We start from the raw sequence: 23,410 nt of genomic DNA, 5'->3' as shown, positions 1-23,410 counted from the left end.
CAGGTTCTATGCGAAAAGAAATCATCATCAACTCGTCCCCCCACGAGATCCGTATCGCCATGCTCGAAGACGGCGAACTCGTGGAGCTCCTGGTCGAGGGAGCGGACGCCAAGCGCATTGTCGGCAACGTCTACAAGGGCAAGGTCACCTCGGTCAAGCCCGGCCTGCAGGCCGCTTTCGTCGATATCGGGCTCGAGCGCGCGGGATTCCTGCACGCCTCGGACCTCGAGCATGACGACAGCGACGAGGAGGCGCCGGCGCCCGCGCCGGCTCCCGGAGGCCGCGGCGGTCCGCCGGGTCGCCGTCGACAGCGCCACGTGCCGGACATCGGCAACGTCCTGAAGGTCGGCGACCAGATCCTCGTGCAGGTCACCAAGGAACCCATCAGCACCAAGGGACCCCGCCTGACGGCCGACATCAGCCTGCCGGGCCGCTACCTGGTGATGATGCCCAAGGGGCGCCACATCGGCGTCTCGCGGAAGATCGAGGACCGCCGCGAACGGGTGCGGCTCAAGCAGCTCCTGCAGTCCCACCGCCCGGCCGAGGGCGCCTTCATCATCCGCACCGCGGCGACCGCCGTCACCGAAGAGGGCATCAAGCAGGACGTCGACTACCTCAGCAGCCTGTTCGACAAGCTCTACCGCTCCGGACAGGAAGTGCAGGCGCCGGCCCTGGTCCACGAGGACGTGGGCATGGTCGTGGCCCTGATCCGCGACATCTTCAAGGAAGACACCGCCCGCCTGGTGATCGACGACCACGACGACTTCGTGCGCCTGGTCAACTACGTCAAGATGTTCGCGCCCGAGCTGCGCGGCCGCATCGAGGAATACAAGGGCGACCTGCCCATTTTCGACCAGTTCGAGATCGAAGCCGAGATCAAGAACACGCTCGACAAGCGCGTCTGGATGAAGAAGGGCGGCTACCTGATCATCGAGCAGACCGAAGCGCTGGTGTCGATCGACGTCAACACCGGTCGCTTCGTCGGCAAGCGCAACCAGGAAGACACCATCCTGCAGACGAACATGCTGGCCGCGCGCGAGGTGGCGCGCCAGCTGCGGCTGCGCGATGTCGGCGGCATCATCGTCATCGACTTCATCGACATGGAGAGCGAGAGCAACAAGAAGCGCGTCTTCAACGAGCTCCGCCTGCACCTGCACCGCGACCGCGCGCGCCACAAGGTGTTCCAGGTCAGCGGCCTGGGCCTGGTCGAGATGAGCCGGCAGCGCGTGCGGCCATCGCTGCTCTCGCAGCTGTCGGACGACTGCCCGTACTGCACGGGCACCGGCAAGGTCCTCTCGATGGAGACGATGAGCAACCGCATCGAGCGGCTCATCCAGCGCATCGCCGTGGTCACGCACGAGTCGCGCCTGCAGATCCAGGCCAACCCGGTGCTGGCGCTCTACCTGCTCGAGGAACGTCCCGAGCAGTTCCGCGAGCTGTCGCGCGCATTCGACCTCGAGCTCAACGTCCTGGACGATGCCACGCTGCACGTGGAGGAGTTCCGCATCGTCAGCCTGACGTCGGGCAAGGACCTGATCGCGGAATTCGAGAAGAAGGCGCGGGGCGGGCGCTAGCCTGCCGCTGACATGCTCACGCGGGTGGGCGCGGGTCGAGGCGCGAGACCAACTGCAACCGGGCGCGGTCACCGTACTGGCGGGACAGCGCCCGGTTCGTCGTTGCTGCCGGCCCGCCGCGCAGCGCCGCCAGCCGGCGCAGCAGGCTCTTCAGCCCATACTCGCAGAACTGGGCCAGGCGCGTCTCGAACTCCCTCGCCGCCCCGTGGTGCTTGCGCACGAACAGCCGGTAGCTGAGCTGGAACTGCCGCAGGCTGAAGTCGCTGACCGTCGCCGCGGCGCGTCCCTCCAGGTGCACGACCTCGCTGTCGGCGCAGTACCACACCGCCAGCCCGGCCGCCCGCGCCCGGAGGCACCAGTCGGTCTCCTCGAAGTAGAGGAAGAACCGCTCGTCCAGCGGGCCCACTGCGTCCAGGGCCGCGCGGGGCATCAGCAGGCAGGCGCCGGCCACGTAGTCCACTTCGCGCGACGGTTCGCTGCGGGCAGGCACGTGCACCACGCGTTCGCCCCAGAAGGGGCCGCGCAGCCGGCGCGCCGGGTCGACAAAACCGAGCCAGTGGTGGCGAGGCGCCGGAAACCAGCCCCAGGTGATCGTCGGCGTGCCTTCGGCGTCGGTCAGGAGGGGACCCACGGCGCCGAGGCGCTCTTGGTCGCGCGCGAAGCCGACCAGCCTGGCCAGCGCGCCGGGCGGGCAGACCGTGTCCGGGTTCAGCAGCAGCACGAACGCGCCGCGGCACCGCGGCAGGGCCAGGTTATTGCCGCCGGCAAAGCCGCGGTTGGCGCCGGCCTCGAGCAGGGTGACGCCGGGAAAGGCGGTCCTGACCAGGTCCGCCGAGCCGTCGCGCGAGGCGTTGTCGACCACCAGCACCTCGTGCGTCAGCCCTTCGCAGGCGGCGGGCAGCGAGTCCAGGCAGTCGCGCAGCAGGGGCGCCGTGTTCCAGTTGACGATGACGATACTGAGGTCAGTTGCGGCGTCGGCGCCAGACGCACTGGATGCACCGGATGCACCCGGCACGTCGGCCGTTTCCGGGCGGGGGAGATGGGGGTCGTGCGTCACCGCGGCCGCTCGCCCCGGGCGAGCAGGAAGGTGCCGGGCGAATTCGCCGGCATCGCGGCCTCGGCACGGCGCAGTTCCGCCGCCAGGCGCGGCGCGCGCAGGCGCCCGAAATTGAAGCCTTCGCGAATGCCCTCGGTGAACAGCCCGGGCGCCATCTCACTGCGGAACAGCGGCTTGAACTCCAGGTTCACGAAGCCCGTGCGCTCGAGCAGTTCGCGCAGCGTGTCCTCGCGGAAGTAGCGCACCACATGGTGCTGCCTGCGGTGGCTCTCCACCAGCGCCGGGTCGTCGATGGTCTGCAACGTGTCCACCGAGAAGACGATGCGCGCGCCGGGCTTCATGATGCGCAGGCACTCGCGCAGCACTTCCTCGTGGTTCGGAATATGCTCCAGCACGCAGACGCTGAGCACAACGTCGAACGTGTCCGGCGCGAAGCCGATCGCCTCGAGCGGCTGCGCGAAGAACTCGAGGTTCGCGCGCCGCCCGTAGGCACGGGCATGGGCGCGGGCGATCCCGATGAACCGCTCGTTGACGTCGATGCCGCAAGTGCGCGCGAATCGGCGCCCGAGCAGCATCGTTTGCAGCCCGTCACCACAGCCGATGTCCAGCGCCGTGCCGCTTCCCGCCGGCGGCAGCCAGTCCAGCATGGCCTCGTACTCGAGGATCTTGAAAGGGCTGTAGGTGAAGTTGATGTGCGGGTAGACCCCGAACGGCATCAGGGCCCTGAGCAGGTGGTGCTTCACTGGCTTCCTCCGGCCGTCAACGGCGCCCGGCCCGGCGCAGGATCTCCTGCTCCTGGGGGGTAAGGCTATCCAGCCCCTCGCGCGAGATCTTGTCGAGGATGGCGTCCACCTGCGAACGGTCCGCGGCCGGCGGCGGGCTGCCCGCTGGTCTTCCGCTCGAGGGCGGGGCCTGTGACGTGCGCGTCTCGGGGCGGACCACGCGAAGCTTGCGCTTGCCGAACAAGCGTCGTCCCGGCAGGCGCAGGCCCATGCCGGCGCGCAGGGAGGGGATGGTCAGGCGCAGGAAGATGAAGCCGGCGCCCATGCCGCCGAGGTGCGCCCAGTGCGCTACGCCGCTGCCGTTGTCGGCAATGGTGCTCAGCAGTTCGATCAGGCCGAACAGCACCACGGCGTATTTGGCCTTCATCGGCAGGATCAGGCCGATCAGGATCACGGCCTCGGGAAACATCATGCCGTAGGCCAGCAGGATGCCGTAGAGCGCGCCCGAGGCGCCGATCATCGGCGTGAAGGCTTCCATGCCGAACACGTTGAACAGGCCGTACGTCACGGCGCCACCCAGGCCGCAGATCAGGTAGTAGAGCAGGAACGGACCGCGGCCCCAGCCTGCCTCGATCTGCGCGCCGAACATCCACAGGCCGATCATGTTGAACAGGATGTGGCCGAAGCCCCCGTGCAGGAACATGTAGGTGACGAAGCGCCAGATCTCGAGCCCGAAGATGGCCCGCCCCGGGATGAACCCGAACGCCTCGGTGATCGGACCTACCTGCCGGCCCACATAGTCGCGCATGAACGTCTGCACGATGAAGACGGCCACGTTCGCGATCAGCAGGGCCTTGACGCCCGGGGTCATGCCCATGCCCCCGAAGGGGCCGGCATTCATGGTCCGGTACGAGCGCATGTCGAGTGTTTCCTTCCCGGCGTTTCGCGCGGCCGGCGCCATCCCGTCCGCGCGCGTAAGATACACCACGGGGGGCGGTTCGGCACCGCAATTCACGCCCCGGCGGCGACCCATGGGAATCGGCAGGCCGGCGCGGATCTGTAGCCCGGGTGGTTCCGGCGCAAAACGAAGGGGGGAGCCATTGCTCCCCCCTTTCCCGGAAACGGACGCATCCGGTCGCGCCGGGGCTCCTACCTGAAGATCGCGTCCATGGCCTCGGCCGCGGCGGGATCCAGGCCCAGTGGCCCGGTCGCCTTGCCCGACTGGCCGTAGGTCGGGTCCCAGGGCAGAGCTGCGGGATCGACATAGTCCAGGTCGGTGCCGTCGATCTCGTTGATCTTGTCGATGAACGCATTGGCCAGGATCCCGTAGCCGTGGCTGTTGGGATGGATGCCGTCCAGCGAGAAGATCGTCGTCGCCGCAGCCTGGGCCACGGTCATGCCGGCGCCACGCAGGAACAGGAAGTGCGTGCGCTGGTTGGCCGTCGTGCCGGTGGCCAGCAGGGCGTTGGCGTCGACCAGTCCGACGTTGGCCGTGCCGGACGCATTGACGCTGGCGGCGATCGCCGCAATAGTCGCGTTGAACACGCCGGTTGCCGTCGCCACCGACGTATACTCGCCGGCGTCGAGCGTGTACTCGTCCGGGATGGGCGTCGCCGGGTTGTTGGCGGCGATCCAGGACAGGGCCGGGAAGCGCACGTAGAGAACGCCGGTTTCCTCGAACCCGCCCGGCCAGACCTGACCGATCTGCGAGGTGACGTAGGCGTCGAAATTGGCCTTCGGCACGAAGTACGGGGTGCTGGTCACGCTCGGGATGTTGGCGACGATGATCGTCGGCTTCAGCCCGTTGTTGCGCTGCGCCAGGCCGCCGGCGAGCATCGCCAGCAGCGCCGTGTAGTCGGCGGTGAACGCCTGGTGACCCAGCGAACCGTTGTCGCCGAAACCCGGAGCCGGTTCGCCGCTCGTGGCCGGCCCCAGCACGTCGTTGTTGCCCAGCCAGAGCGTGGTGAGGGCGCCGCCCTTGGCCACGGCCTGGTAGAACTGCGACGCGGACTGGAACGTGACGGGCACGAGTCCGCCCGGGCCGGGGTAGCCCGCCGCCACGGGGTCGTTGCCGAACAGCGACGCCCGGTTGATGAAATCGAAGAACGGGTTGGCCCCGCTGGCGCTCGACGCCGAAGAGTAGGCGTTCATGCCGTCATGCAGCACCGCGCCGGGCACGCCCAGGTTGTGGTACTGCGTCGGCTGCGTGGCGGCCAGCAGCAGTTCCGACTGCACGTCCGCCGCGGGCGTCGAGCCGAGCACCGCGATGCTCGTGCCGTTGAAGAAGAGCACGCCGGTCACGTTGGCGCCGCTCAGCCCGCCGATGCCCGGCGAGGCGATCCACGGCTGCGTGAACTGCGTGCTGCTGAGGCCCAGCGCGTTCGCGACCAGCCGCGGGTAGCTGTACATCTGCCCCGACTGGATCAGCCCGCCGTCCATGAAGCCGGCCGTCAGGCTGTTGCCCACCGACACGTAGCGCGCGCCCGCGTCCTCGGTCGTGGGGTCGTTGACCAGGTTCGTGGGATCATCGGGCGCTTCCAGCGAACAGCCGCCGAGCGCCACCAGTGCACCCACCAGCAGGAGGGTGGGCAGCGTCTTCGTGATGTGTCTGAAGTTCTTCATTGCCTGCACCTCCTAGAAGTTGTAGCGGAGGCCGACCCCGAACAGGTTGGCCAGTGATTTGTAGGAACCGAACGGGTAGTCGGTGGTGTGGCGGAGCGGTTCGCCGTTCTCGATGTTCGTGCGCTCGACGCCCACGACCACCATGTAGCTGGCGTTGAGGTCCCAGTTGCCGTGCAGGTAGCGCACGCCGAACGAGGAGTCGTTACGGTCGCTGTCCGGCAGCAGCGGGCTGACCGAGATCAGCGGCTGCGGCGTCTTGTCGTGCACGTCACCGGCCATCAGGCTCACGCTGTCGCTCGCCCAGTACTCGCCGCCGAAACGGACCTGCCAGGAATCCTCGTAGCCGAAGTAGATGGACTGGTCGAGGGCGTCGGTGTTGAAGTCGAGCGCCAGCTTCTCGAAGGCGCTCCAGCCGAAGCGCACGTAGTTGCCTTCCAGCCGCAGCCGTTCGCTGGCCTGGTAGGCCACGCCGAGCGACATGATCGAAGGCAGGTTCAGCTCGGAGGAGACCAGCTGTTCGCTGCCGCCCAGCCCGCTGAGAAGCGCGGCAGCCCAGGTCTCGCCGGGATCCTGCACGTTGGTCAGCGTGGCGGTGCGATCCTCGAATTCCATCGTCTTCTCGAAGTGGTACATCGCGCCGAACGACCACTGGGAGGTGGGCCGGTACATCAGGCCCAGCGACGGCGTCAGGTTCATCTTGCTGCGCCCCTCGATCTCGGTCTCGAGGGCGTTCGTGCCGAACTGCGGCTCCGGCGTGTACTTCTTCAGGCTCAGGTGCTGCGAGGCCACGTCCACGCCGATCGCCAGCGCCAGCCCGTCGGCGGCCATGTAGCTGATCGCCGGCGTCACGTAGATGGTCTCGATGGCCACGTCGTGGCTGATGCGGCGGCCGACCCAGTTGGCGCCGTCCTTCCACTCCACGCCCAGGCCGAACGGCGCGTAGACACCGATGCCATACGCCACCTTGCCGCCGGGATTGGCGGTGTAGTAGGCGCCCGGCACCAGGTACACGCGGTCGGCGGCTTCGCCCGTCGACAGGGCGTCGCCCTGGGAGAGGTGCCCGGAGAACTTGAACTGCGGGGCCACACCCACGAAGTTCAGGTCCATGCTGCGGCCGTTCTGGAAGGACAGGCCGGCGGCGTTGTAGAAGAGTGCCGAGCCGTCGTCGGCAGTCGCCGTGAAGGCGCAGCCGAGCGCCGTGGCCCGCGAACCGGCTTCGTAGATGCTGAAGCCGGACGCGTGGGCAAGACCGGCGGCCAGCAGCAGTGCCAGGGGCAGCAACTGCGCGGCGGTCGCCCGCGTCAGGATCCTCTTGCGCATGACGTCTCCTCGTGCAGGGAACGGGGGGTCGACCCGAAGGGGCCCCGCGAATCCGGAGCGAATTCCGGAGAAAATGGGGCCGAATTGACGCGCGGGCCGTATTGACGTGACTGCGTCGGACCCTACCATAGTGGTCTGGTTACGGCAAAGCGGTTTTCAGGCTGCGCCCACCTGGTGCCGTCGCGGGTACTGCGAGATCGGGAGGACCATGATCGTCGATGACGTCGCGTCCCTGCTGGCTGTCGGTGGCCGGTGCAAGGCCGGTCCGTTCGCCGGCCGGCCACCGGCTCCGGGCACGTTTGCCGCGCAGCTGTGGACGGCGTGCGCGACGGGCGTACCCGGCTTGCGCGTGCCGATCGGTGATGCCGGCGACCTGGGTTCCCTGTGCGATCGGACGGACGCGCGCTGGCACGAGGTGCTTGTGAGTGCGGCCGGGCGCAACTCGCCGTACGAGGCCTTGCGCGAGGTCACGGCGACCGGCTGCGGGCTTCCGGGCCCGGTGGCCTGCCTGACACTCGGTGGCGCCGCCCTGCGCGGCCAGCACGGGCGCCGGTGGCACGCCGTGCCCGGCAACCTGCACCTGAGCGTGGCCGTGCCCTGCGACCTGGATGCGGCCACGTGCGGCCCCTCGCTGCCCATGCTGGCAGCGGTCGCCGCCTGCGAGGCCGTCGAGAGGCTGCTCGGGCACGCCGCTGCGGCCTCGCGGGGCCTGGCCGTGAAATGGGTCAACGACATCGTCATCGACGACGGCAAGGCGGGTGGCGTGCTCACCGCCCTGCGCACGCGCGGTCCGCGCATCACGGAGTACTTCGCCGGTCTGGCCCTGAACCTCGCGGCAGCGCCGGTGCTGCCGCCCGACCCGTTCGCACTGCCGGCGACGGCCCTGGCGGTGTCCGGGCCGGCGCCGGCCCTGGGGCCGGCGGCCGCGGCCGTGATGGAGCGCCTGCTCGACCACCTCGAGCAGGTGGCCGACCGCGGTGCGGAAGCCCTGGTCGAGGCCTACCGGGCCCGCTCGCTGGTCCTCGGCCGCGAGGTGGCCGTCTGGGACGCCGGCATTCGGGAACGCCTGGCGGCCGGCGAGGGCACCGGGTGCCTGCCGCCACCCGCCCGGCGGGGCCGGGTCGTCTCGATCGGAGCCGACCTGGCGCTGGTGCTGGAGGGACAGGACGAGCCGGTGCGTGACGGTTGCCTGCGCCTGGACGCGCCGCACCGGCCCGACCCGGAACCGGCCTGAACCCGTTGCCGAAGCTGCACCTCGGCGGTAAAGCCAGCCCTCATCCTGCCGATCCCTAGGCCGGGACAGCTTCGCCCGGTCGTCCACTCCGGATCCGGCCGCGCGCGCAGCGTTCCTCCAGGCCAGGAGAGACGGGATGCTCGGCGCCGACCCCAGCCATGACATAAGGACAGCGCGGCTGCTGGCGAGTCGCGCCACTCCGGGCAATTTCGCCTATGTCGCCTGCACGTTGCTGGTGGGCGCACTGATCGCGATCTGGCGCGAGAACGCCGCCTTGTGGGGCGCACTGCTGGTGCTGCAGGGTGCGCTCGGTTTCCATCGCCGGTCGCTGTGCCGCCACTTCGAGTCGCGGTATCCGCGCGACCCCGTGCAGTGGTCCCGCGACTTCCGCCTGACGAGCCTCGGCCTGGCCATGACCTGGGGCCTGCTGGCAGTCTTCTGCATGCAGAGATACGGCGTGGGCTCGGAGCTCGTCCTGGTGCTGCTGGTGACGACCGGCCTGGGCGGCGGGGTCATCAGCGCCCTGAGCGCCGACCTCCCGTTGGTCGTGCCTGTCCTCGTCACCATCCTCGGGCTGCCTGCTCTGGCGTCACTCGCGCTGCCGCCGCCGCAGGACCTGCAGTTGTCGGTGATGTTCGTCATCTACCTGGCGTACGGCCTGTCGCAGGCGCGCATCCAGAATCGCCAGTTCCGCAGCGAGCTGGCCGCCGCCGACCTGCTCGAGTCGCGTTCGCGCGAACTGGCCGTGGCCAAGCACCAGGCCGAGGCCGCCAGCGAAGCCAAGAGCCTCTTCCTGGCCAACATGAGCCACGAGATCCGCACGCCCATCAACGGGCTGCTGGGCATGACCGAGCTGGCGCTGGGGACCGGGATGACGCCGGAGCAGCGCGAGTACCTCGAACTGGCCCGCCACTCGGGACGCAACCTCCTGGCGCTGGTGAACGACCTGCTCGACTTCTCGCGCATCGAGGCCGGCAAGCTCGAACTGGATCCGCAGGATACCGACGTGCGCAACCTGGTCGGGCGCGCGGTCGATGCGCTCGTGGTGGGGAACGCCGGCGTTCACGTGCCGGTCACCTGGAAGGTCGACGAGTCGGTGCCGGCCCATTGCCGGCTCGATCCGCATCGCCTGCGGCAGGTCTTCACCAACCTGATCGGCAACGCCATCAAGTTCACGCGCACGGGCAGCATCGACGTCCGCGTACGGGCGGAGGCGCGCGACGACGGCGGCTGCTGGCTGGTGGGCGAGGTCGAGGACACGGGGATCGGCATCGCGGCCGACAAGATTGAGGCCATCTTCGGCAAGTTCGCGCAGGCCGACAGCTCGTTCGCACGCGAATTCGGCGGCGCGGGACTCGGGCTGGCCATCACGCGCCAGCTGGTCGAGTTGATGGGCGGCAGCATCTCGGTGCGCAGCACGCCGGGCAGCGGCAGCACCTTCAGTTTCCGCGTGGCGGCAGGTGCGGCGCGCCGGCAGGCAGAGGACGCGCCGGAGGCGGCGGCAGCCGCAGCGGCCAACGGTTTCGACATTCTCGTCGTCGAGGACAACGTGGTCAACAGCCGCTTCGTCGAGAAGCTGCTCGAACGGCGCGGTCACCGCGTGCAGGTGGCGGCCAACGGCCGCTTGGGCGTCGAGGCGAGTGCGGCCGCGAACTTCGACCTGATCCTCATGGATGTCCAGATGCCCGAGATGGACGGCCTGGCGGCTACCCGCGCGATCCGCGAGAGGGAATGCCGGACCGGCGTCCACGCGCCCATTGTCGCGTTGACGGCGCATGCATCGAGCGAGGACCGCGAGCGTTGCATGGCCGCAGGCATGGACGACTACCTCACCAAGCCCCTGCGTGTGCCCCTGCTCGACGCGATCCTCGAGCAGCTGACCGAGCTGCGCGACGGTGTCGCCGTCTAGTTGGGCTTCCCGGCTGCCGGGAACCGTGTCGGCCCGCCGGCGTATCCATCTGAATGTCCCCCGACCGTGATCGCTTCCGTTGGCCCCTGTCCGCGCTGGTCGCCGGCGCGCTTCTGGCGTTGCTGTTGTCGGCCACCGAGCGGTGGCTGTGGCGTGGCCAGGGTCCGCCGCCGATCCAGCGGCGCAGCCCCGAGACGGGCTGGCTGACGGTGCTGCCGCCGCCGTGGGAGAGCGAACCCGACGATGCCCCGGTGCCGACCCGCCCGGAGAGGCCGCGCACCTCATCGGTGCCCGAGGCGCCCTGGTGGCAACTGGCGTGGCAGGAGCGTACCGAGGGCCTGGCGGCGGCGACGGTCACGGCGCCTGCGGGGCCGGATTCCACGGCCCTGCTCCTGGGGCGACTCGGACTGGCGCCCGACCTCGCGGCCCGGGCGCGCCCGGACAGCGTGCTGGCCGCCCGGCTGATCTGGCTTTCGCGGCGGGAAGGCTACCTGCCCCAGGAGGTCCGTCCATGGCTGCAGGCGCTCGGGCGCGCCGAGGCCTACCGTGCCCTGGTTTCCCGCGCGGCGGAAATGTACGACGAGTTCCTCGCCCAGGAGATCATCACCACCGACTGACCCGGCAGGCGCCGGTTGCGCATTGGCCCTCCTCCTGTTTTAATCTGACTGAGACAATGGCATTTTGGTCCCCGGTTCCCCGGACCCGGCAGCGAGAGGGCGACAGCGATGTTCCGCGTGACGAGGGCCGAAGAGCAGGCCGTCCGCCTGGTCATGCGCATGGCGCATATGGGAGGGCAGGTCACGCTCGGTGACCTGGCCGACGCCGAGAACCTGCCGGAGCCCACCGTCGCCAAGCTGCTCGGCATGCTGCGACGCGGCGGCGTGGTCGACGCCCTGCGCGGCCGCTACGGCGGTTACGTGCTGGCCGGCAAGCCCGAGTCCATCTCCGCCGCGCAGATCATCTACTCGGTCAGCGGTGACCCGGTGGCCGGGTTCCCCTGCGGCGAGAGCGCGGACTCGCCCGACTGCCCGCGCAACAACAACTGCGGCCTGCGCCCGGTGTGGCAGCATCTCGAGGGCCGCCTGACCGAAGTCCTGAACCAGACGACGGTGGCCGATCTCCTGAAGAAGGAAGACGTGGCCACGAAGGACCTCAATCGACTGTGGCCGCTGACCGGGGAGTGAGGCGGGGGGATGTTCGCCATCGGCTGGCACGACAACGGCTCGGTGCGCCTTGAAGGGCGTCTCGACGCGGCCAGCGCGCCGCAGGCCCGCGAGTTCCTCGCCGACGTCCAGGGGCGCTGCCGCCTGGACTTCACCCGGCTCGACTACATCGCCAGTGCGGGCCTGGGCATCCTGGTGGCCGTCCAGCGCCGGTTGCGCGACGGCGGCGGTGGCCTGGTGCTGGCCGGGCTCAGCCCGCACCTGCGGGAAGTGCTGGGGCTGGCCGGCTTCGAGGGCATCTTTGAATTCGAATAGGGCATTGGATTCGAGTGCAGCATGCCGCCGCTGACGATTGCCGCGCGCGCCGTTGTCGCCTGCCTTCCCGTCCTGCTCTTCCTGACGACACTCGTCCTGCTCGACACGTTCCGCCTGGTGCGCCGCCGCCGCGTGGCCGTCGCACTGGCCGCAGGCGGCGTCACGGCACTGGCCACGTACTTCGTGAACACCTGGCTCCTGGACCTGACCGACCTGCCGTCCTGGCGCTTCGCCGTGCTGGTGGCGCCGCTGGTCGAGGAGACGGCCAAGGGCGCCTATGTGGCCTGGCTCATCGCCACGCGCCGCGCCGGTTTCCTGGTCGACACGGCGATCCTGGGCTTCGCCGTCGGCGCCGGTTTCGCGATCGTCGAGAACGTGTACTACCTGAGTCAACTGCCCGACGCGCCACTGCTGGTCTGGGCCGTGCGCGGCCTCGGCACCGCGATCATGCACGGCGGCGTCACGGCGCTGCTGGGGCTGATGGTGCAGGCCTTCGGGGAACGGCGCGGGGCCGGCTCGGGCCGTCCCTGGCTGGGGGCACTGCTTGTCGCGGCGCTGCTCCACGCGATGTTCAACCGCTTCATGGTCCAGCCCCTCGTTGCCACGGCCCTGACGCTGGCGATCCTGCCGGTCGCGATGACCGCCGCCTGGCGCTTCGGCGAGCGGCGCCTGCGGCGCTGGCTCGGGCGCGGCTTCGATCTCGACAGCGAGTTGCTCGCGCTCATCCGCGACGGGCAGGTTTCCGGCACGCCGGTCGGCCTCTATCTGCAGTCGCTGCGTGACGGCTTCCGCGCGGACACCGTGGCGGACATGCTGTGTCTGCTGCGCCTGCAGTGCGAACTGAGCCTGCGGGCCAAGGGCACGCTGCTGCTGCGCGAGCAGGGTTTCGAGCCGGCGCACGATCCCGAACTGGCGGCCCGGCTGGCCGAACTGCGCTGGCTGGAGAAGTCGGTCGGACGCGCCGGCCTCCTGGCGCTGCGCCCGCTGGCCCGCTGGCGCGGCACCGATGCCTGGCAGCGCCACCTGCTCGAGGAGCAGGCCTCGCCGGCGCCCGCTCGCGCCAGCTAGAGGAACCGCACCAGCCCGCCCCGGCGCTCATCCAGCCGGAATCCGTGCTTCTCGAAGAACGTCCGCAGGAAGAAGTGCGTCTTGATGGTGCCGAAGCCCAGAGCCTTCACGCGGGTGCACAGGTCGGCCAGGATGGCGCCGTCTAGGCCGCGCTCGGCAAGGGCTGCACTGACGACGATGCCGTCAAGGAACAGCGATTGCGGGTCCGATTCGCGGTACACGGCGCCGCCGACGATCTGCTCCGTCTCGTCGGCGACGACAAGGTAGCGATCGGCGCTGCTGATGTTCTTGGGGTAGCCGGCCCTGAGGAACAGGCGGTAAAGCTGCCCCACCTCCGACGGCCCGGACGGCTCGCCGACCACGTAGGCGCGCCCGTAGCGGTCCTGGATCGCCGAACGCACGATCACGCGGTCCTGGCCGGGCTGGCCGACGGCACGCACCTCGACCGCGTCGGTGCGCGGACGGTGGGGGAATGCCATGCGGCCGAAGGCGGCCAGGTCTTCCGGGTCGACCAGGGTCGCCTGCAGGTCGGACAGCTCGACCATCTGCGTGGCGCGCAGCTGCGGCTGCCGGAACATCCGCTCGAGCAGCCGGTCGAACACCTGCAGCGTACGCGCCTCGGCCTCGGCGAAGTACGTGTGTCGGAACAACGTGAATCGCGACAGGTCCGGCAGCCGGTCCACGCGGTAGAGGCGCGAGAGCTCCTCGACGATCTCGAGCCTGGCCCTTGCCGGCGCCTGCCGGTTGACCACCTGCCAGTCCGCGAAGCGGCTGATCGCGCCCTTCAGGTCCAACGGCTGGTAGTAGTGCGCGCGCAACGACTCGACGAAGCTCTCGAGCGCCGTCCCGAACCCCAGGCCCAGCTGCTCGGCGTCGGTCGCCGTCATCTCGCCCTGCAATTCGGCGAACCAGGCCATCGCATCGTCGATGCCGAGCGCCTCGACGAACGCCTCGAAGATCCACTCGCGTTCGAGGTACTCGCTCGTCCACGGATAGTGGCTGATCGTGTGCTGGTAGATGTTGCGCCACAGCGGTCGCACCAGGCTGAGCGGCCCTTCGTACGGGCGCCATCCCGACAGGCTGTTCTGCAGCGCGCCCTGCCGGAAATCGGGCTCCGGCACCACGATATTGTAGGGCGAAACGAGCCCGGGGATGATGCGCCGCCCGCTGTTGCGCCAGCCGCCGACCACCACCGCCATCGCCCGCACGAGCAGCTGGTGCCAGCGCATGCGCGAAGGCGGCGTGGTGCCGGGTCCGCGCACGCTGCTGAACTCGCGGATCTTCTCCCAGACGGTCAGGTCGCTGACGTAGGCCATGGAGATCGCGCCCAGTTCCGGGCGGCAACAGCCGAGCGTCGGCAGCATGGCGAGCGCGAACGGGTAGCCGCGCAGGGCGATGTACCACTTCACGGTTTGCAGCTGCTCCGTCTGCTCGAAATCGTCGCGGATGATCAGCTGCAGGTCGAAGTGGCGTCCCCGGCTCGTGTTGATGCTGACGCGATAGCGGGAATCGCGGAATCGCGAAGTGATGCGCGAGACCCAGATGCCGCCGGCCGGAACGTCGGCCAGACGCAGGTCCTCGCCCTCGAAGGCGACCTTCAGCGAGTGGCGCAGGAACGTCGTGCCTACCAGCACCTGCCGCAGGCGCTCGGTCTCCTCGACGCTGAGGCCTTCCTGGAAGACCAGCCGGTCACGCCAGGCTTCGGGGTCGAGCGAATCGCAATCCAGCAGCAACTGCTCGTCGAACCACGCGGCCAGCCGGGTGAACTCGCGGTTGGCCACGTCGGCCAGCGCCGGGTCGGCGTCGTGCAGGCTCCAGGTCACGAGCTCCTCGCGGATGGGGCTGTAGAATTCGGGATGATGGATCCCGAAATCGGCCAGCAACCGCATCAGGTCCTCGAACACGCGCCTCGTGCGTGCCGGCGCCGGCCAAGAGAGCTGTGTCCGGTAGGCGTACAGGCGCTGCCGCAGTGCCTGCAGCCGCCGCGGCTCGATTCCCTTGCGGCTGATCTCGCGGATGCTCTCGTCGTCGAGGAACGGCCGCGCCGACTCGATGAACGCCGGCAGGTAGGTGTGGTAGTCGGGCACCGGCTGGTCGAGCACGAGGACCTGGTAGGCCCGGCACCGCACGCCGTGGTCCGGGTGGCGCGCCAGCGCCTCGAGGCGGCGCCGGATGACCATGCCGCGCCGTTGCCCGACCCGGCCCAGTTCGCCGTTCAGCTCCGCCACCGCGGCGAGGGCCTCGTGCCGCGCCCCGAACAGCGCCTGGCGGCTCAGCCGGTCCAGGTCGCGCAGCAGGGGGTCGACGCGCCCGGGATCCGACAGCGGCCCGAAGGGCGGACGGATGCCGGCCGGGAGCGTGATGTGCTCCGAGAACGGGCCAAGGTCGTGGTCGAAGCTGGGGCGACAGGGGCCGAACTCGATGAGCTGCGCGTTGGCGACCCACAGCAGCGGCTGGCTGACCAGCACGCCGAGGTCGATCTCGCGGCCGCTCAGGCTATACTCGAGGTCGCCGATCCGCACCCGGCCCTCCGGCGCGGGACGCACTGCGAGGCGCTGCCCGGTGTGCCGGTTGACCAGCGCATTCTCCTCGGCGTGGATCGCGTCGTCGAGAAGGCCCAGGTCGCGGAAGAACCAGCGCGGCAGGCGCACGGCACAATCGCCGACCTGCAGCGTGCGCGCGTTGACGCGGTACAGCCCCGCGATGACCGCGCTGAAGTTCCGCTCGATCACCTTCCGCCGCAGCGAACCCTTCGGGGTCAGTTCCTCGTTCTCGAGCGTGAAGTCGCGGTCAAGCAGTGCGAAGTCGACTACACGCTCCGGCGGCGCCAGCCCGCTGTTGGCGGTCGTCACGATGCGCTCGAAGTACTCTCGTCGCGCCTCCGGTTGCACCAGTGACCGCAGCACGTCGTCGGACTCGTCCGGCACGATCAGCAGGGTGTTGTAGGCACGGCCGTCGCCGACGAGGAACGTGCGGGCGATACCGGGCACCGCTTCGAAGAGCGACTCGACGCCGCGCGGTGCAATGGTCTGGCCGCGGTTGTTCTTGTAGATGTCCTTGATGCGGTCGACGATCTCCAGGTGGCCGCCCGTCGTGTGGCGGAACAGGTCGCCGGTCGCCAGCCAGTAGTCGTCCGATTCCGGCTCTTCCACGCGCAGGCAGCCGGCGGGGGCGTCCTCGGTCAGGTAGCGCGCGATGTACGGCCCGGCAATCTGCAGTTCGTCCTGCTCGCCGAAGCGGGTTCGTACTCCCGGCAGCGGCACGCCGACCGAGTTCTCCACGTAGTCGTCGGGCGGCGTCATCGTCAGGCCGCCGGTTCCCTCGGTCATGCCGAACCCGCTGCACAGCGAGATGCCGGCGCGCTGGAAGAAGCGGAACACCTGCGGTTCCAGGTAGCCCGCGGCCGACAGTCCCCAGCGCAGGCGGTCACCGACCACCTCGCGCACGAGTTCCGGCGGCGCCGCCTCGACCTGCGGGTCGTCGGCCAGTTCGCGCACGCGATCCCTGATCTGGACCCAGCGCAAGGGCACGCTGATCAGTCCGGTCGGGCGCACCTCGCGCATCCTGTTCAGGAGCGTGGCGGCCGATGGATTGCCGGCGAACACGTAGGTGCCGCCCCAGAACAGCATGCCCAGCATCTCGAGGAAACGACCGAAGGTATGGAAAAGGGGGAGGTAGCACAGGAGCACTTCGCCGTCGCCCACGCGCGGCAGCGCCGCTGCGCGGGCAAAGCGCTTGGTCACCAGCGCGTACTGGCTGAAAGCCACGCCCTTGGGGTTGCCGGTGCTGCCCGAGGTGAACATTACCGTGGCCACGTCGCGCGGCGCCCGTCGCGGGCGATCCGCGACCAGGCGCTCGACATGGTGCGGCTCGAGGCGCGCGCGCTCCTCGTCAAGGTCGACGACGTCCGGGGGCATCGCGTCCATCGACACGGACAACGTGCAGATCAGGAACGGCCGGCGTGTGCGGGCCCGCACCGCGAGCAGCGTCTCAAGCCGGTCGGGGTGGTCGCAGATCGCCACGGAAACAGCGAGCCGGTCGAACGCCCAGGCGATCTCGGCCGTGGACATCTGCACGCTCAGCGGCGTGACGAAGATGTCGTGTGTCAGGCAGGCCAGGTCGCAGCAGGCAGCCGCAACGCCGTTGGCGCAGAGCAGGGCCACCCGCGGCCCCGGGACCGCCGGTCCGGCGGCGGGATCAGGTTCGGCCGCCGGCGCCGCGGACAGCAGCCAGGCGGCCGTGGCGCGCACCTCACGAGCCACCTGGGCATAGGTCCAGCCGCCGCCGCCCGCTTCGGAGGTCTCCTGGAACAGCAGCCGGTCCGGGTGCTCGGCCACGCGCTGCGCCAGCAGGTCGCCCAGCGAGAATCCGGTCGCCCTGATAACCCTGAATGCGGTCTCGGCCCAGCGCGTGCGGGTGTCGGCGTCGGGCAGCGCCGTCAGGAATCGCGGGTGGCGCGTGGCGCCGAGCCATGACTCCCAGGCGGCGCGTCCGGGTTCCCCGGCTGCGGGCGACTCCAGCGCCGACTCCGCGGCCGCCAGCAGCGCCAGGGCCAGGGTCGCGGCATCCTCGTCAGCCGGAAGCGCGCGCCAGCCGTCCAGCGCCAGGCCGAGCTGTGCGCTGCCGCTCATCAGGCGCCCCGCGGCTCTGCCGAGGCGTCACAGACCAGCCGATATCCGACGCCGTGCACCGTCACGATGTGGCGGGGATGCGCCGGGTCCTCCTCGACGATCTTGCGCAGCGAGAGGATGAAGTTGTCGACCGTGCGCATGGTGGGGTAGGCGTCGAAGCCCCACACGCGGTCGAGGATCGTCTGGCGGTCGACCGGTTCGCCCTGCTGCTCGAACAGCAGGCGCAGGATCATCGCCTCCTTCTCCTTGAGCTCGACCGTGCCATCGGGAGTGGTGGCCTCGTAGGTCCGCAGGTTCACGGCAGCACGGCCGATGGTCAGGGTGGCAGGCGCCTCCTGCCCGCGCAGCCAGTCCTGCCGGCGGAAGATCGACTTGATGCGCGCCAGCAGTTCCTGGAGGTCGAACGGCTTGGTGATGTAGTCGTCGCCACCCTCGTCGAGCCCGCGGATGCGGTCCTGGCCGGCGCCGCGCGCCGTGAGGAACAGGATCGGCACGCGATCGCCTGCGTGCCGCACGTGCGCGCAGAAGGCAAAGCCGTCCATGCCCGGCAGCATCACGTCGAGCAGGATCAGGTCCACGCCGCCACGCTTCCAGGCAGCCAGGCCGTCCTCGGCGCTGGCCGCCAGCAGCGGCTCGTAGCCTTCCAGTTCGAGGTTGATGGCCAGGCCGTCGGCGAGGTGGGCATCGTCCTCGACTACCAGGATGCGCCGCTTCATGGGGATTCCTTTCAGGCTTCGTCCGGAGCGGCCGGCAGGGCGAGGGTGAACGTGCAGCCCTGGCCTTCTTCGCTCTGCAGCGTAACCTTGCCGCCGATACTCTCGATATTACGCCGCACAAGGTACAGGCCCAGCCCGGTGCAGCCCTGGCGCTTGTTGCCGGTCGTACTATAGAAGCACTCGAACACCTTGGTCTGCAATCGCCGGGGGATGCCGGGGCCGTTGTCGGCGACGACCACGCTGTGCTGCCGGCTGCCGCGCTCGATCCGTACCGTGACCGCGACGGGACCAGGGCTGTGCTTGACCGCGTTGACCAGCAGGTTGCGCAGGGCCAGCGCGAAATAGAGCCGCTGGCCCATCACGGCCGCGCCGGGGTCGCCGACCAGTTCGAACCTGGCGCCGTGGTCGGCACTCAGTGGACCCAGACCGTCCAGCACGGCCTGCGATTCCTGCCACAGGTCGAGGCGCACGCGCGGGCCCACGGCGAAGGTGTCGTCAGCGCTCATCGCGAGCATGTCGTCGACCAGGTTCTCCAGCCGTACCACGTCCTCGACCATGCGCTTCTGGATGCGTCCGCGCGCCTCGTCGGGCAGTCCTTCACGGGCCAGCGTCTCAGTGTAGAGGCGGAGGCTGGCCAGGGGTGTCTTGAATTCGTGCGTTGCCCCGGCCAGGAACAGTTCGCGCGCCTGCTTGAAGCGTTCGGCATGCCGCCAGGAAACAGCCAGGATGGTGGAGCCCGCGAACAGGAGCAGCAGGAAGAAGCCGCCCTCGTAGAGGAACATGTTGCGGCGGCGGCGGCCCTCCGCCTCGACCTCGGCCACGACCCGCGGGTCGATCTCGGTCTGGATTCCGTGCGGTGTGCGCCTGAACACGAGGTTGGGGAACGAGGGGCCCAGCCAGCGCTCGGGGTCGGCGCGCACGTCAGGGTCGGTGCGGATCAGGAAGGCGGCGTGCAGGCGGTCGTTGGCCATTTTCGCGAGGCTGTGCTCGACGTAGAGGCGGCCTTCGACCGTGAGGTAGTAGATCCACCACACGCCCAGCGCGCAGATCATGACGACCAGGAGCGCGTAGATGAAACCCATGCGGCTGCGCAACGCAGGACTCCTTCGCCCGTTCCGCGGCAGGAGCGTCAATTCCATCCGGCGGTCGGTGGTGCTCCCATCCGGCACGAAGATAAGCGAAAGGCCCGGCCGAAGCCGGGCCTTTTTATGTGGTAGCGGGGACCCACTGCGAAGTCCAACAGAGAAATCGCCCGCTCGAAATCGAGGTCATTCCGTTGGCCTTTACGGGCCAGGGGACGACTATGGTGCTCGCGGGGGTGGCCAGGGGGGCCGGTGCGTCCATCATCGATCCGGCCCTTTCTGCGGTTCCCCGGGCAGCTTCGGGATCAATTCGTCGTGAACCAGTTCCGCCGCGGCGGGGTCGTGGGGGACGTCGGCCCGAGCGATTGGCGGTATCCACGGGAAAGATGGCCTGAGCCCCCTGGAATGTCGATCTCCAACTCCGCAATGGGTCGGGTTCGCCAACGATCATCAATTTCGATCATCGCCGGTCGTGCCCCCCAATCATTCGATCCGACAAAGGATCGTACCGACCGGATAGACAGTCCGCCACCCGGCTTCTAGTTCTTGGCGCAGGGCGGGGTTTTCGAGGTCCGCCGCCTTGAGCCGATTGCGGTGGCGAGCACCGGGAAGGTGGTTTTGAACACCCGGCGCTGCCACGTGCGCCTCACGGTAACCGCAACGGGCACAAGGCGGACGGAGATTTTGAGGGCACAGGACAAAAAAGGCCGTCATTTCGATTGATATCGGCTGACCAAAAATCATATGATTGTCATGGGAGATGGAAACGATGAACGCGGCCGGTCCGGCCATCCCGGCGGACCGGACACGACTTTTCATGCGGGGGGAGACCACGATGCAACGCCGCTCATGCTCCGCCGTGACCGGACTCATGCTCAGCCTGACCTTGGCGACGTCCGGGCTGGCCCTGGCCAGCACGGTGACGTTCCAGGACGGCACCTTCACGAACGCCCAGTGGACGACCACCGTCGAAGTGCTCAATGGAGGCGGAAGCGTCAATGCCTTCCAGGTCGCCTCCGGCGGCAACCCGACGGAGTTCCGCCGCATCGAGAACACGCTCAACTCGGCGATCGGGACGGGCGTTTCCAACACGGTCTACGGTTTCCACCGCTTCGCCGGTGGCGTCTACGACCCGGCGACGGGCGGCCCGATCCTGGCGATCAATTACGGGGAGGACTCGCAACGCATCGCGGGCGGCGTGCAGGCCTGCGGCCCGGCGGTCCGCCAGGCCGGCGTCATCTACTACGGGCCGGCCTTCCTCACGCCAACGGCGTTCGGCACCTGGGCCACGACGACACAGACCGGACTGGTGGCCGGCCAGTTCGACGCGCTGGCGCCGGGCGTCCAGAACCCCGACTTCTCGGTGGCCGGGGCACCGCTCGAGTTCGGGTTCTTCCGCGCCAATTCCACCAGTGTTGGCGGGGGCGGCGGCACCACCCACGGAGGCATCGACAACTGGACCGTCGCGCTCACGGTCGACGGCGCCGTGGCCACCACGGCCTCGTCCTGGGGCGGGGTCAAGGCGCTGTTTCGGTGATAGGGCCTGTCCGAGACGACCCATCATGGGTGCTGTTCCGGGTCGGGCGGGCCGGGCCCGCCCATTCGCCACTCGGCGCCCAGAAGGACAATCCGTGACGCCGAAGCGTCCGGGCTGATCCGGAAAGTCCACGCGGCCGATTGGGCCCACGCGCGTTTGACGGCATGGAGGAACCGACCATGATACGATCGCGAGCGCTTCTGGCCTTTCGTTATGCGATGGCAACGGTTGTCGCCTTCGTGCTCTTCGGAGCGCTGAGTTGCAGCGAGAACACCTCGGCGCCCGAGCCGGAGCCGGCCAACGTGGCGGTCGAAACCGCCAATAGCGTGCAGAAGATCGTGGGCCCCGAGGGCGGCACGTTGACCACGACCTCCGGGGCCGGCATCGCGTACACGCTCGATATCCCTGCCGGCGCGCTTCTGGACGAATTCGAGATCGCCATGACGCCCGTCACTTCGATCAAGGGACTGCCGTATTCGGGCGGGATGGAGGGCGCGGTGCAACTCGAACCGTCCGGGTTGAACCTGCTGGTGCCCGCGACTCTCACCCTCGGCGCCACCGCGGCGTCGGGCGGGGAGCAGCGCCTGATCGGCTTCCTCTATGAGGGTGACGCCGCCTCGTTCGCCGTCTCGGTCGGCGGCCAGGCAGGCGGCGAGATACGCGTGATGGTGTCGCACTTCAGCGGGGCGGGTGCCGCTTTGGCGAATCCCGGCGACATCGGCGACTGCGAGGCGTTGGGCGCGGGCGAGCCGCTCTCGATCGTGATCACGATGTGTGTGGAGGCCGGCGACCGCACCGCGTTCCTCGATGTGATGCAGCGTTACTTCGACGACCTAATCGAACCCGCGGTCCAGGATGGGGGCGGCGATGCGCTCCAGGATGGGATCCGGGATTACCTGGCATGGCGGGGCATTGTCGAGGGCGGGCTCTCCGAAGTCTACAGCGCGGGCGATGCCGAGACGGTGTTCGCGGACCGCATTCTCTCTCTCGAGACCACCATCGACACGAAGATTCGCGACGGCATCACGGCGGCGAAGGCGGATTGCACGCCAGGCGAACTGCAGTGGCTGATCGAGGTGTTCGAGTACCGCGCGTTGGCCATCGCCGTCTTCGAGGGGCTCCCGTCCGGCCTCGACGACCTGATCTATGCCGACCTTTGCGCCTCCGCGATCGTCGAGTCGACCGACCTCGCCGACCCGTTGCCGCAGAACCAGGACCGGAGCCTCGACATCGACTTCGCGCTCGACATCAATGGAACCCCCACCGACGCCGTGTTCTCCGTCACGGTGGCCGACCCGGACAACCTCGTCAGGACCCCGAGCGGCCGCACGGACGCGCAGGGTCGCTACACCACGGTGGTGCGGCGGCTGATCGAGGAGGGCGCCAACTTCGATGTCGGCGCAACGCTCATCCTGCCGCTGTTCGGCGTGTCCGGGCTCGCGCTGGCGGAGGTGCCGATCACCGTCGAGGACCAGGTGTTCCGCGGCGGGAACGCGCGCATCACCACCGACCTTCCCGCCACCGTGGCCCCGCTCGACGCCTTCTTCCTGAGAATTCAAATCGAACGCCTCACGAGCGAGGGCTACGTGGTGGTGCCGAACGCGGACGTGTCGCTCTCCGTCCAGGGCGGATCCGCCTTCCCCGACCACCTCACCACCGACGGCACGGGCTCGGCCGCGACCGAGCTGATCGCAAGCGACGGTGCCGTGGACCTGATTGTCGACATCGCCGTGTCGCTGGACGGCGCAAGCCTCGGGAGCAAGCGCGTCGAGGCGGCGATCGTGGCGGGCGGTATCGTGCTGCGGGAGAACACCCACAGCTTCCTGGACACGTTTGCCTTCGCCAACTTCGGCGCGTGCACGGGCTCGGGTGAAGAGCCGCAGTACGACGACGACGGGCAGGCGTCGCTCTCCGCGCAGGTCGATGAACACTGCGAAAACCCGCTGCAGATCACGACCACCCGGAGTGCCTTCGCCAGCCTGATCACGAACCCGGGTCTGGCGCCGGACAATCGCTCCATGGCAGCGACCCTGCAGTCGTCGGGCTATCTGTATGCAAACGTCGATGCCTGTGTGAACCCCGACTTCTGCGACGACATCTCGAGCAGCGCAACGGTCATCTTTCATGTGGAATTCGACGTGGTCGGCGCGGACATGAACTTCGAATTTGACGCCGGCCACACGTGGGATGCCGCGGGCATCTCATCCTCGACGATCACGCTGACCCGGCAGTCGGGGCCCAATCCGTACATCATCAACTGGAATGGCAACCAGTCCGGGCAGTTGCTGGTCGGTAACCTGACGCCGGGTTACTACGTGTTCAATTACGTAGCGAATCTCTACGCGACCGCCTCGCCGGGGGGCGAGGCGCAGACGGCGATGTGGAACACGGAGGCGACGCTCACGATCGCGCCCACGCCGAACTCGACAGAGGGAAACGGCAGGTAGCGGTTCCACGTCT

General features: G+C 68.9%; 17 protein-coding genes. 9 read left to right on the top strand and 8 right to left on the bottom strand.

The annotated features are described in order from the left end of the window. The first annotated feature begins 8 nt into the window (after positions 1-8). Positions 9-1,574 carry an Rne/Rng family ribonuclease gene (locus tag IPG61_03675; protein MBK6733178.1) on the top strand — a complete coding sequence of 522 codons (1,566 nt, stop codon included), beginning with the start codon at positions 9-11 and terminating at the stop codon, positions 1,572-1,574. Positions 1,575-1,590: 16 nt separating this feature from the next. Here the strand turns inward: IPG61_03675 and IPG61_03670 are convergent, their stop codons facing one another. From IPG61_03670 to IPG61_03650, 5 genes are all read right to left on the bottom strand, one after another. Beyond that, positions 1,591-2,589: a glycosyltransferase family 2 protein gene (locus IPG61_03670; GenBank protein MBK6733177.1), complete on the bottom strand. Its 999-nt coding sequence runs from the start codon at positions 2,587-2,589 to the stop codon at positions 1,591-1,593. Between the two features lie 38 nt (positions 2,590-2,627). Then, the gene (locus IPG61_03665; GenBank protein MBK6733176.1) at positions 2,628-3,374 is read right to left on the bottom strand and encodes a class I SAM-dependent methyltransferase; all 747 of its coding nucleotides are present in this window, start codon (positions 3,372-3,374) and stop codon (positions 2,628-2,630) included. 16 nt (positions 3,375-3,390) lie between these two features. Then, positions 3,391-4,272 carry a rhomboid family intramembrane serine protease gene (locus IPG61_03660; protein MBK6733175.1) on the bottom strand — a complete coding sequence of 294 codons (882 nt, stop codon included), beginning with the start codon at positions 4,270-4,272 and terminating at the stop codon, positions 3,391-3,393. 230 nt (positions 4,273-4,502) lie between these two features. Beyond that, complete coding sequence (locus IPG61_03655) at positions 4,503-5,975, bottom strand: hypothetical protein (GenBank protein ID MBK6733174.1); 1,473 nt, start codon at positions 5,973-5,975, stop codon at positions 4,503-4,505. 12 nt (positions 5,976-5,987) lie between these two features. Beyond that, a complete protein-coding gene (locus tag IPG61_03650) occupies positions 5,988-7,295 on the bottom strand; it encodes an outer membrane protein transport protein (GenBank protein MBK6733173.1) in 1,308 nt (435 codons plus the stop codon). 208 nt (positions 7,296-7,503) lie between these two features. On the opposite strand from IPG61_03650, the gene IPG61_03645 reads away from it, so the two are divergent. The 6 genes from IPG61_03645 (at position 7,504) to IPG61_03620 (ending at position 12,984) form a co-directional block, all read left to right on the top strand. Next, the gene (locus IPG61_03645) at positions 7,504-8,529 is read left to right on the top strand and encodes a hypothetical protein (protein MBK6733172.1); all 1,026 of its coding nucleotides are present in this window, start codon (positions 7,504-7,506) and stop codon (positions 8,527-8,529) included. 136 nt (positions 8,530-8,665) lie between these two features. Further along, a complete protein-coding gene (locus tag IPG61_03640) occupies positions 8,666-10,438 on the top strand; it encodes a response regulator (GenBank protein ID MBK6733171.1) in 1,773 nt (590 codons plus the stop codon). Positions 10,439-10,491: 53 nt separating this feature from the next. Then, positions 10,492-11,055 (top strand): hypothetical protein, encoded by a 564-nt coding sequence (locus IPG61_03635; protein ID MBK6733170.1) that lies wholly within the window; start codon positions 10,492-10,494, stop codon positions 11,053-11,055. Between the two features lie 108 nt (positions 11,056-11,163). Next, positions 11,164-11,622: an Rrf2 family transcriptional regulator gene (locus tag IPG61_03630; GenBank protein MBK6733169.1), complete on the top strand. Its 459-nt coding sequence runs from the start codon at positions 11,164-11,166 to the stop codon at positions 11,620-11,622. 9 nt (positions 11,623-11,631) lie between these two features. Further along, positions 11,632-11,916 (top strand): STAS domain-containing protein, encoded by a 285-nt coding sequence (locus IPG61_03625; GenBank protein MBK6733168.1) that lies wholly within the window; start codon positions 11,632-11,634, stop codon positions 11,914-11,916. A gap of 21 nt (positions 11,917-11,937) precedes the next feature. Beyond that, positions 11,938-12,984, top strand: coding sequence for a PrsW family intramembrane metalloprotease (locus IPG61_03620; protein ID MBK6733167.1), 1,047 nt, complete (start codon positions 11,938-11,940; stop codon positions 12,982-12,984). Here the strand turns inward: IPG61_03620 and IPG61_03615 are convergent. From IPG61_03615 to IPG61_03605, 3 genes are read right to left on the bottom strand one after another with little or no spacing between them, the layout of a single operon-like run. After that, positions 12,981-17,615 carry an AMP-binding protein gene (locus IPG61_03615; protein ID MBK6733166.1) on the bottom strand — a complete coding sequence of 1,545 codons (4,635 nt, stop codon included), beginning with the start codon at positions 17,613-17,615 and terminating at the stop codon, positions 12,981-12,983. The two genes, IPG61_03620 and IPG61_03615, sit on opposite strands and share 4 nt — an antisense overlap. After that, positions 17,615-18,331 (bottom strand): response regulator transcription factor, encoded by a 717-nt coding sequence (locus IPG61_03610; protein ID MBK6733165.1) that lies wholly within the window; start codon positions 18,329-18,331, stop codon positions 17,615-17,617. The genes IPG61_03615 and IPG61_03610 overlap by 1 nt, the downstream gene beginning before the upstream one ends. An 11-nt stretch (positions 18,332-18,342) precedes the next feature. Further along, positions 18,343-19,425, bottom strand: coding sequence for a HAMP domain-containing histidine kinase (locus IPG61_03605; protein ID MBK6733164.1), 1,083 nt, complete (start codon positions 19,423-19,425; stop codon positions 18,343-18,345). 823 nt (positions 19,426-20,248) lie between these two features. Here IPG61_03605 and IPG61_03600 point away from each other — a divergent pair. Beyond that, positions 20,249-20,950, top strand: a complete 702-nt coding sequence (locus IPG61_03600; GenBank protein ID MBK6733163.1) for a hypothetical protein — start codon at positions 20,249-20,251, stop codon at positions 20,948-20,950. A gap of 179 nt (positions 20,951-21,129) precedes the next feature. Continuing rightward, positions 21,130-23,397, top strand: a complete 2,268-nt coding sequence (locus IPG61_03595; GenBank protein ID MBK6733162.1) for a hypothetical protein — start codon at positions 21,130-21,132, stop codon at positions 23,395-23,397. Positions 23,398-23,410 lie beyond the last annotated feature (13 nt).

Source organism: bacterium, assembly GCA_016703265.1.
GTDB lineage: Bacteria > Krumholzibacteriota > Krumholzibacteriia > LZORAL124-64-63 > LZORAL124-64-63 > CAINDZ01.
The sequence above is the reverse complement of the archived record's forward strand: the minus strand, read 5'-3'. Positions and strand labels throughout refer to the sequence as shown.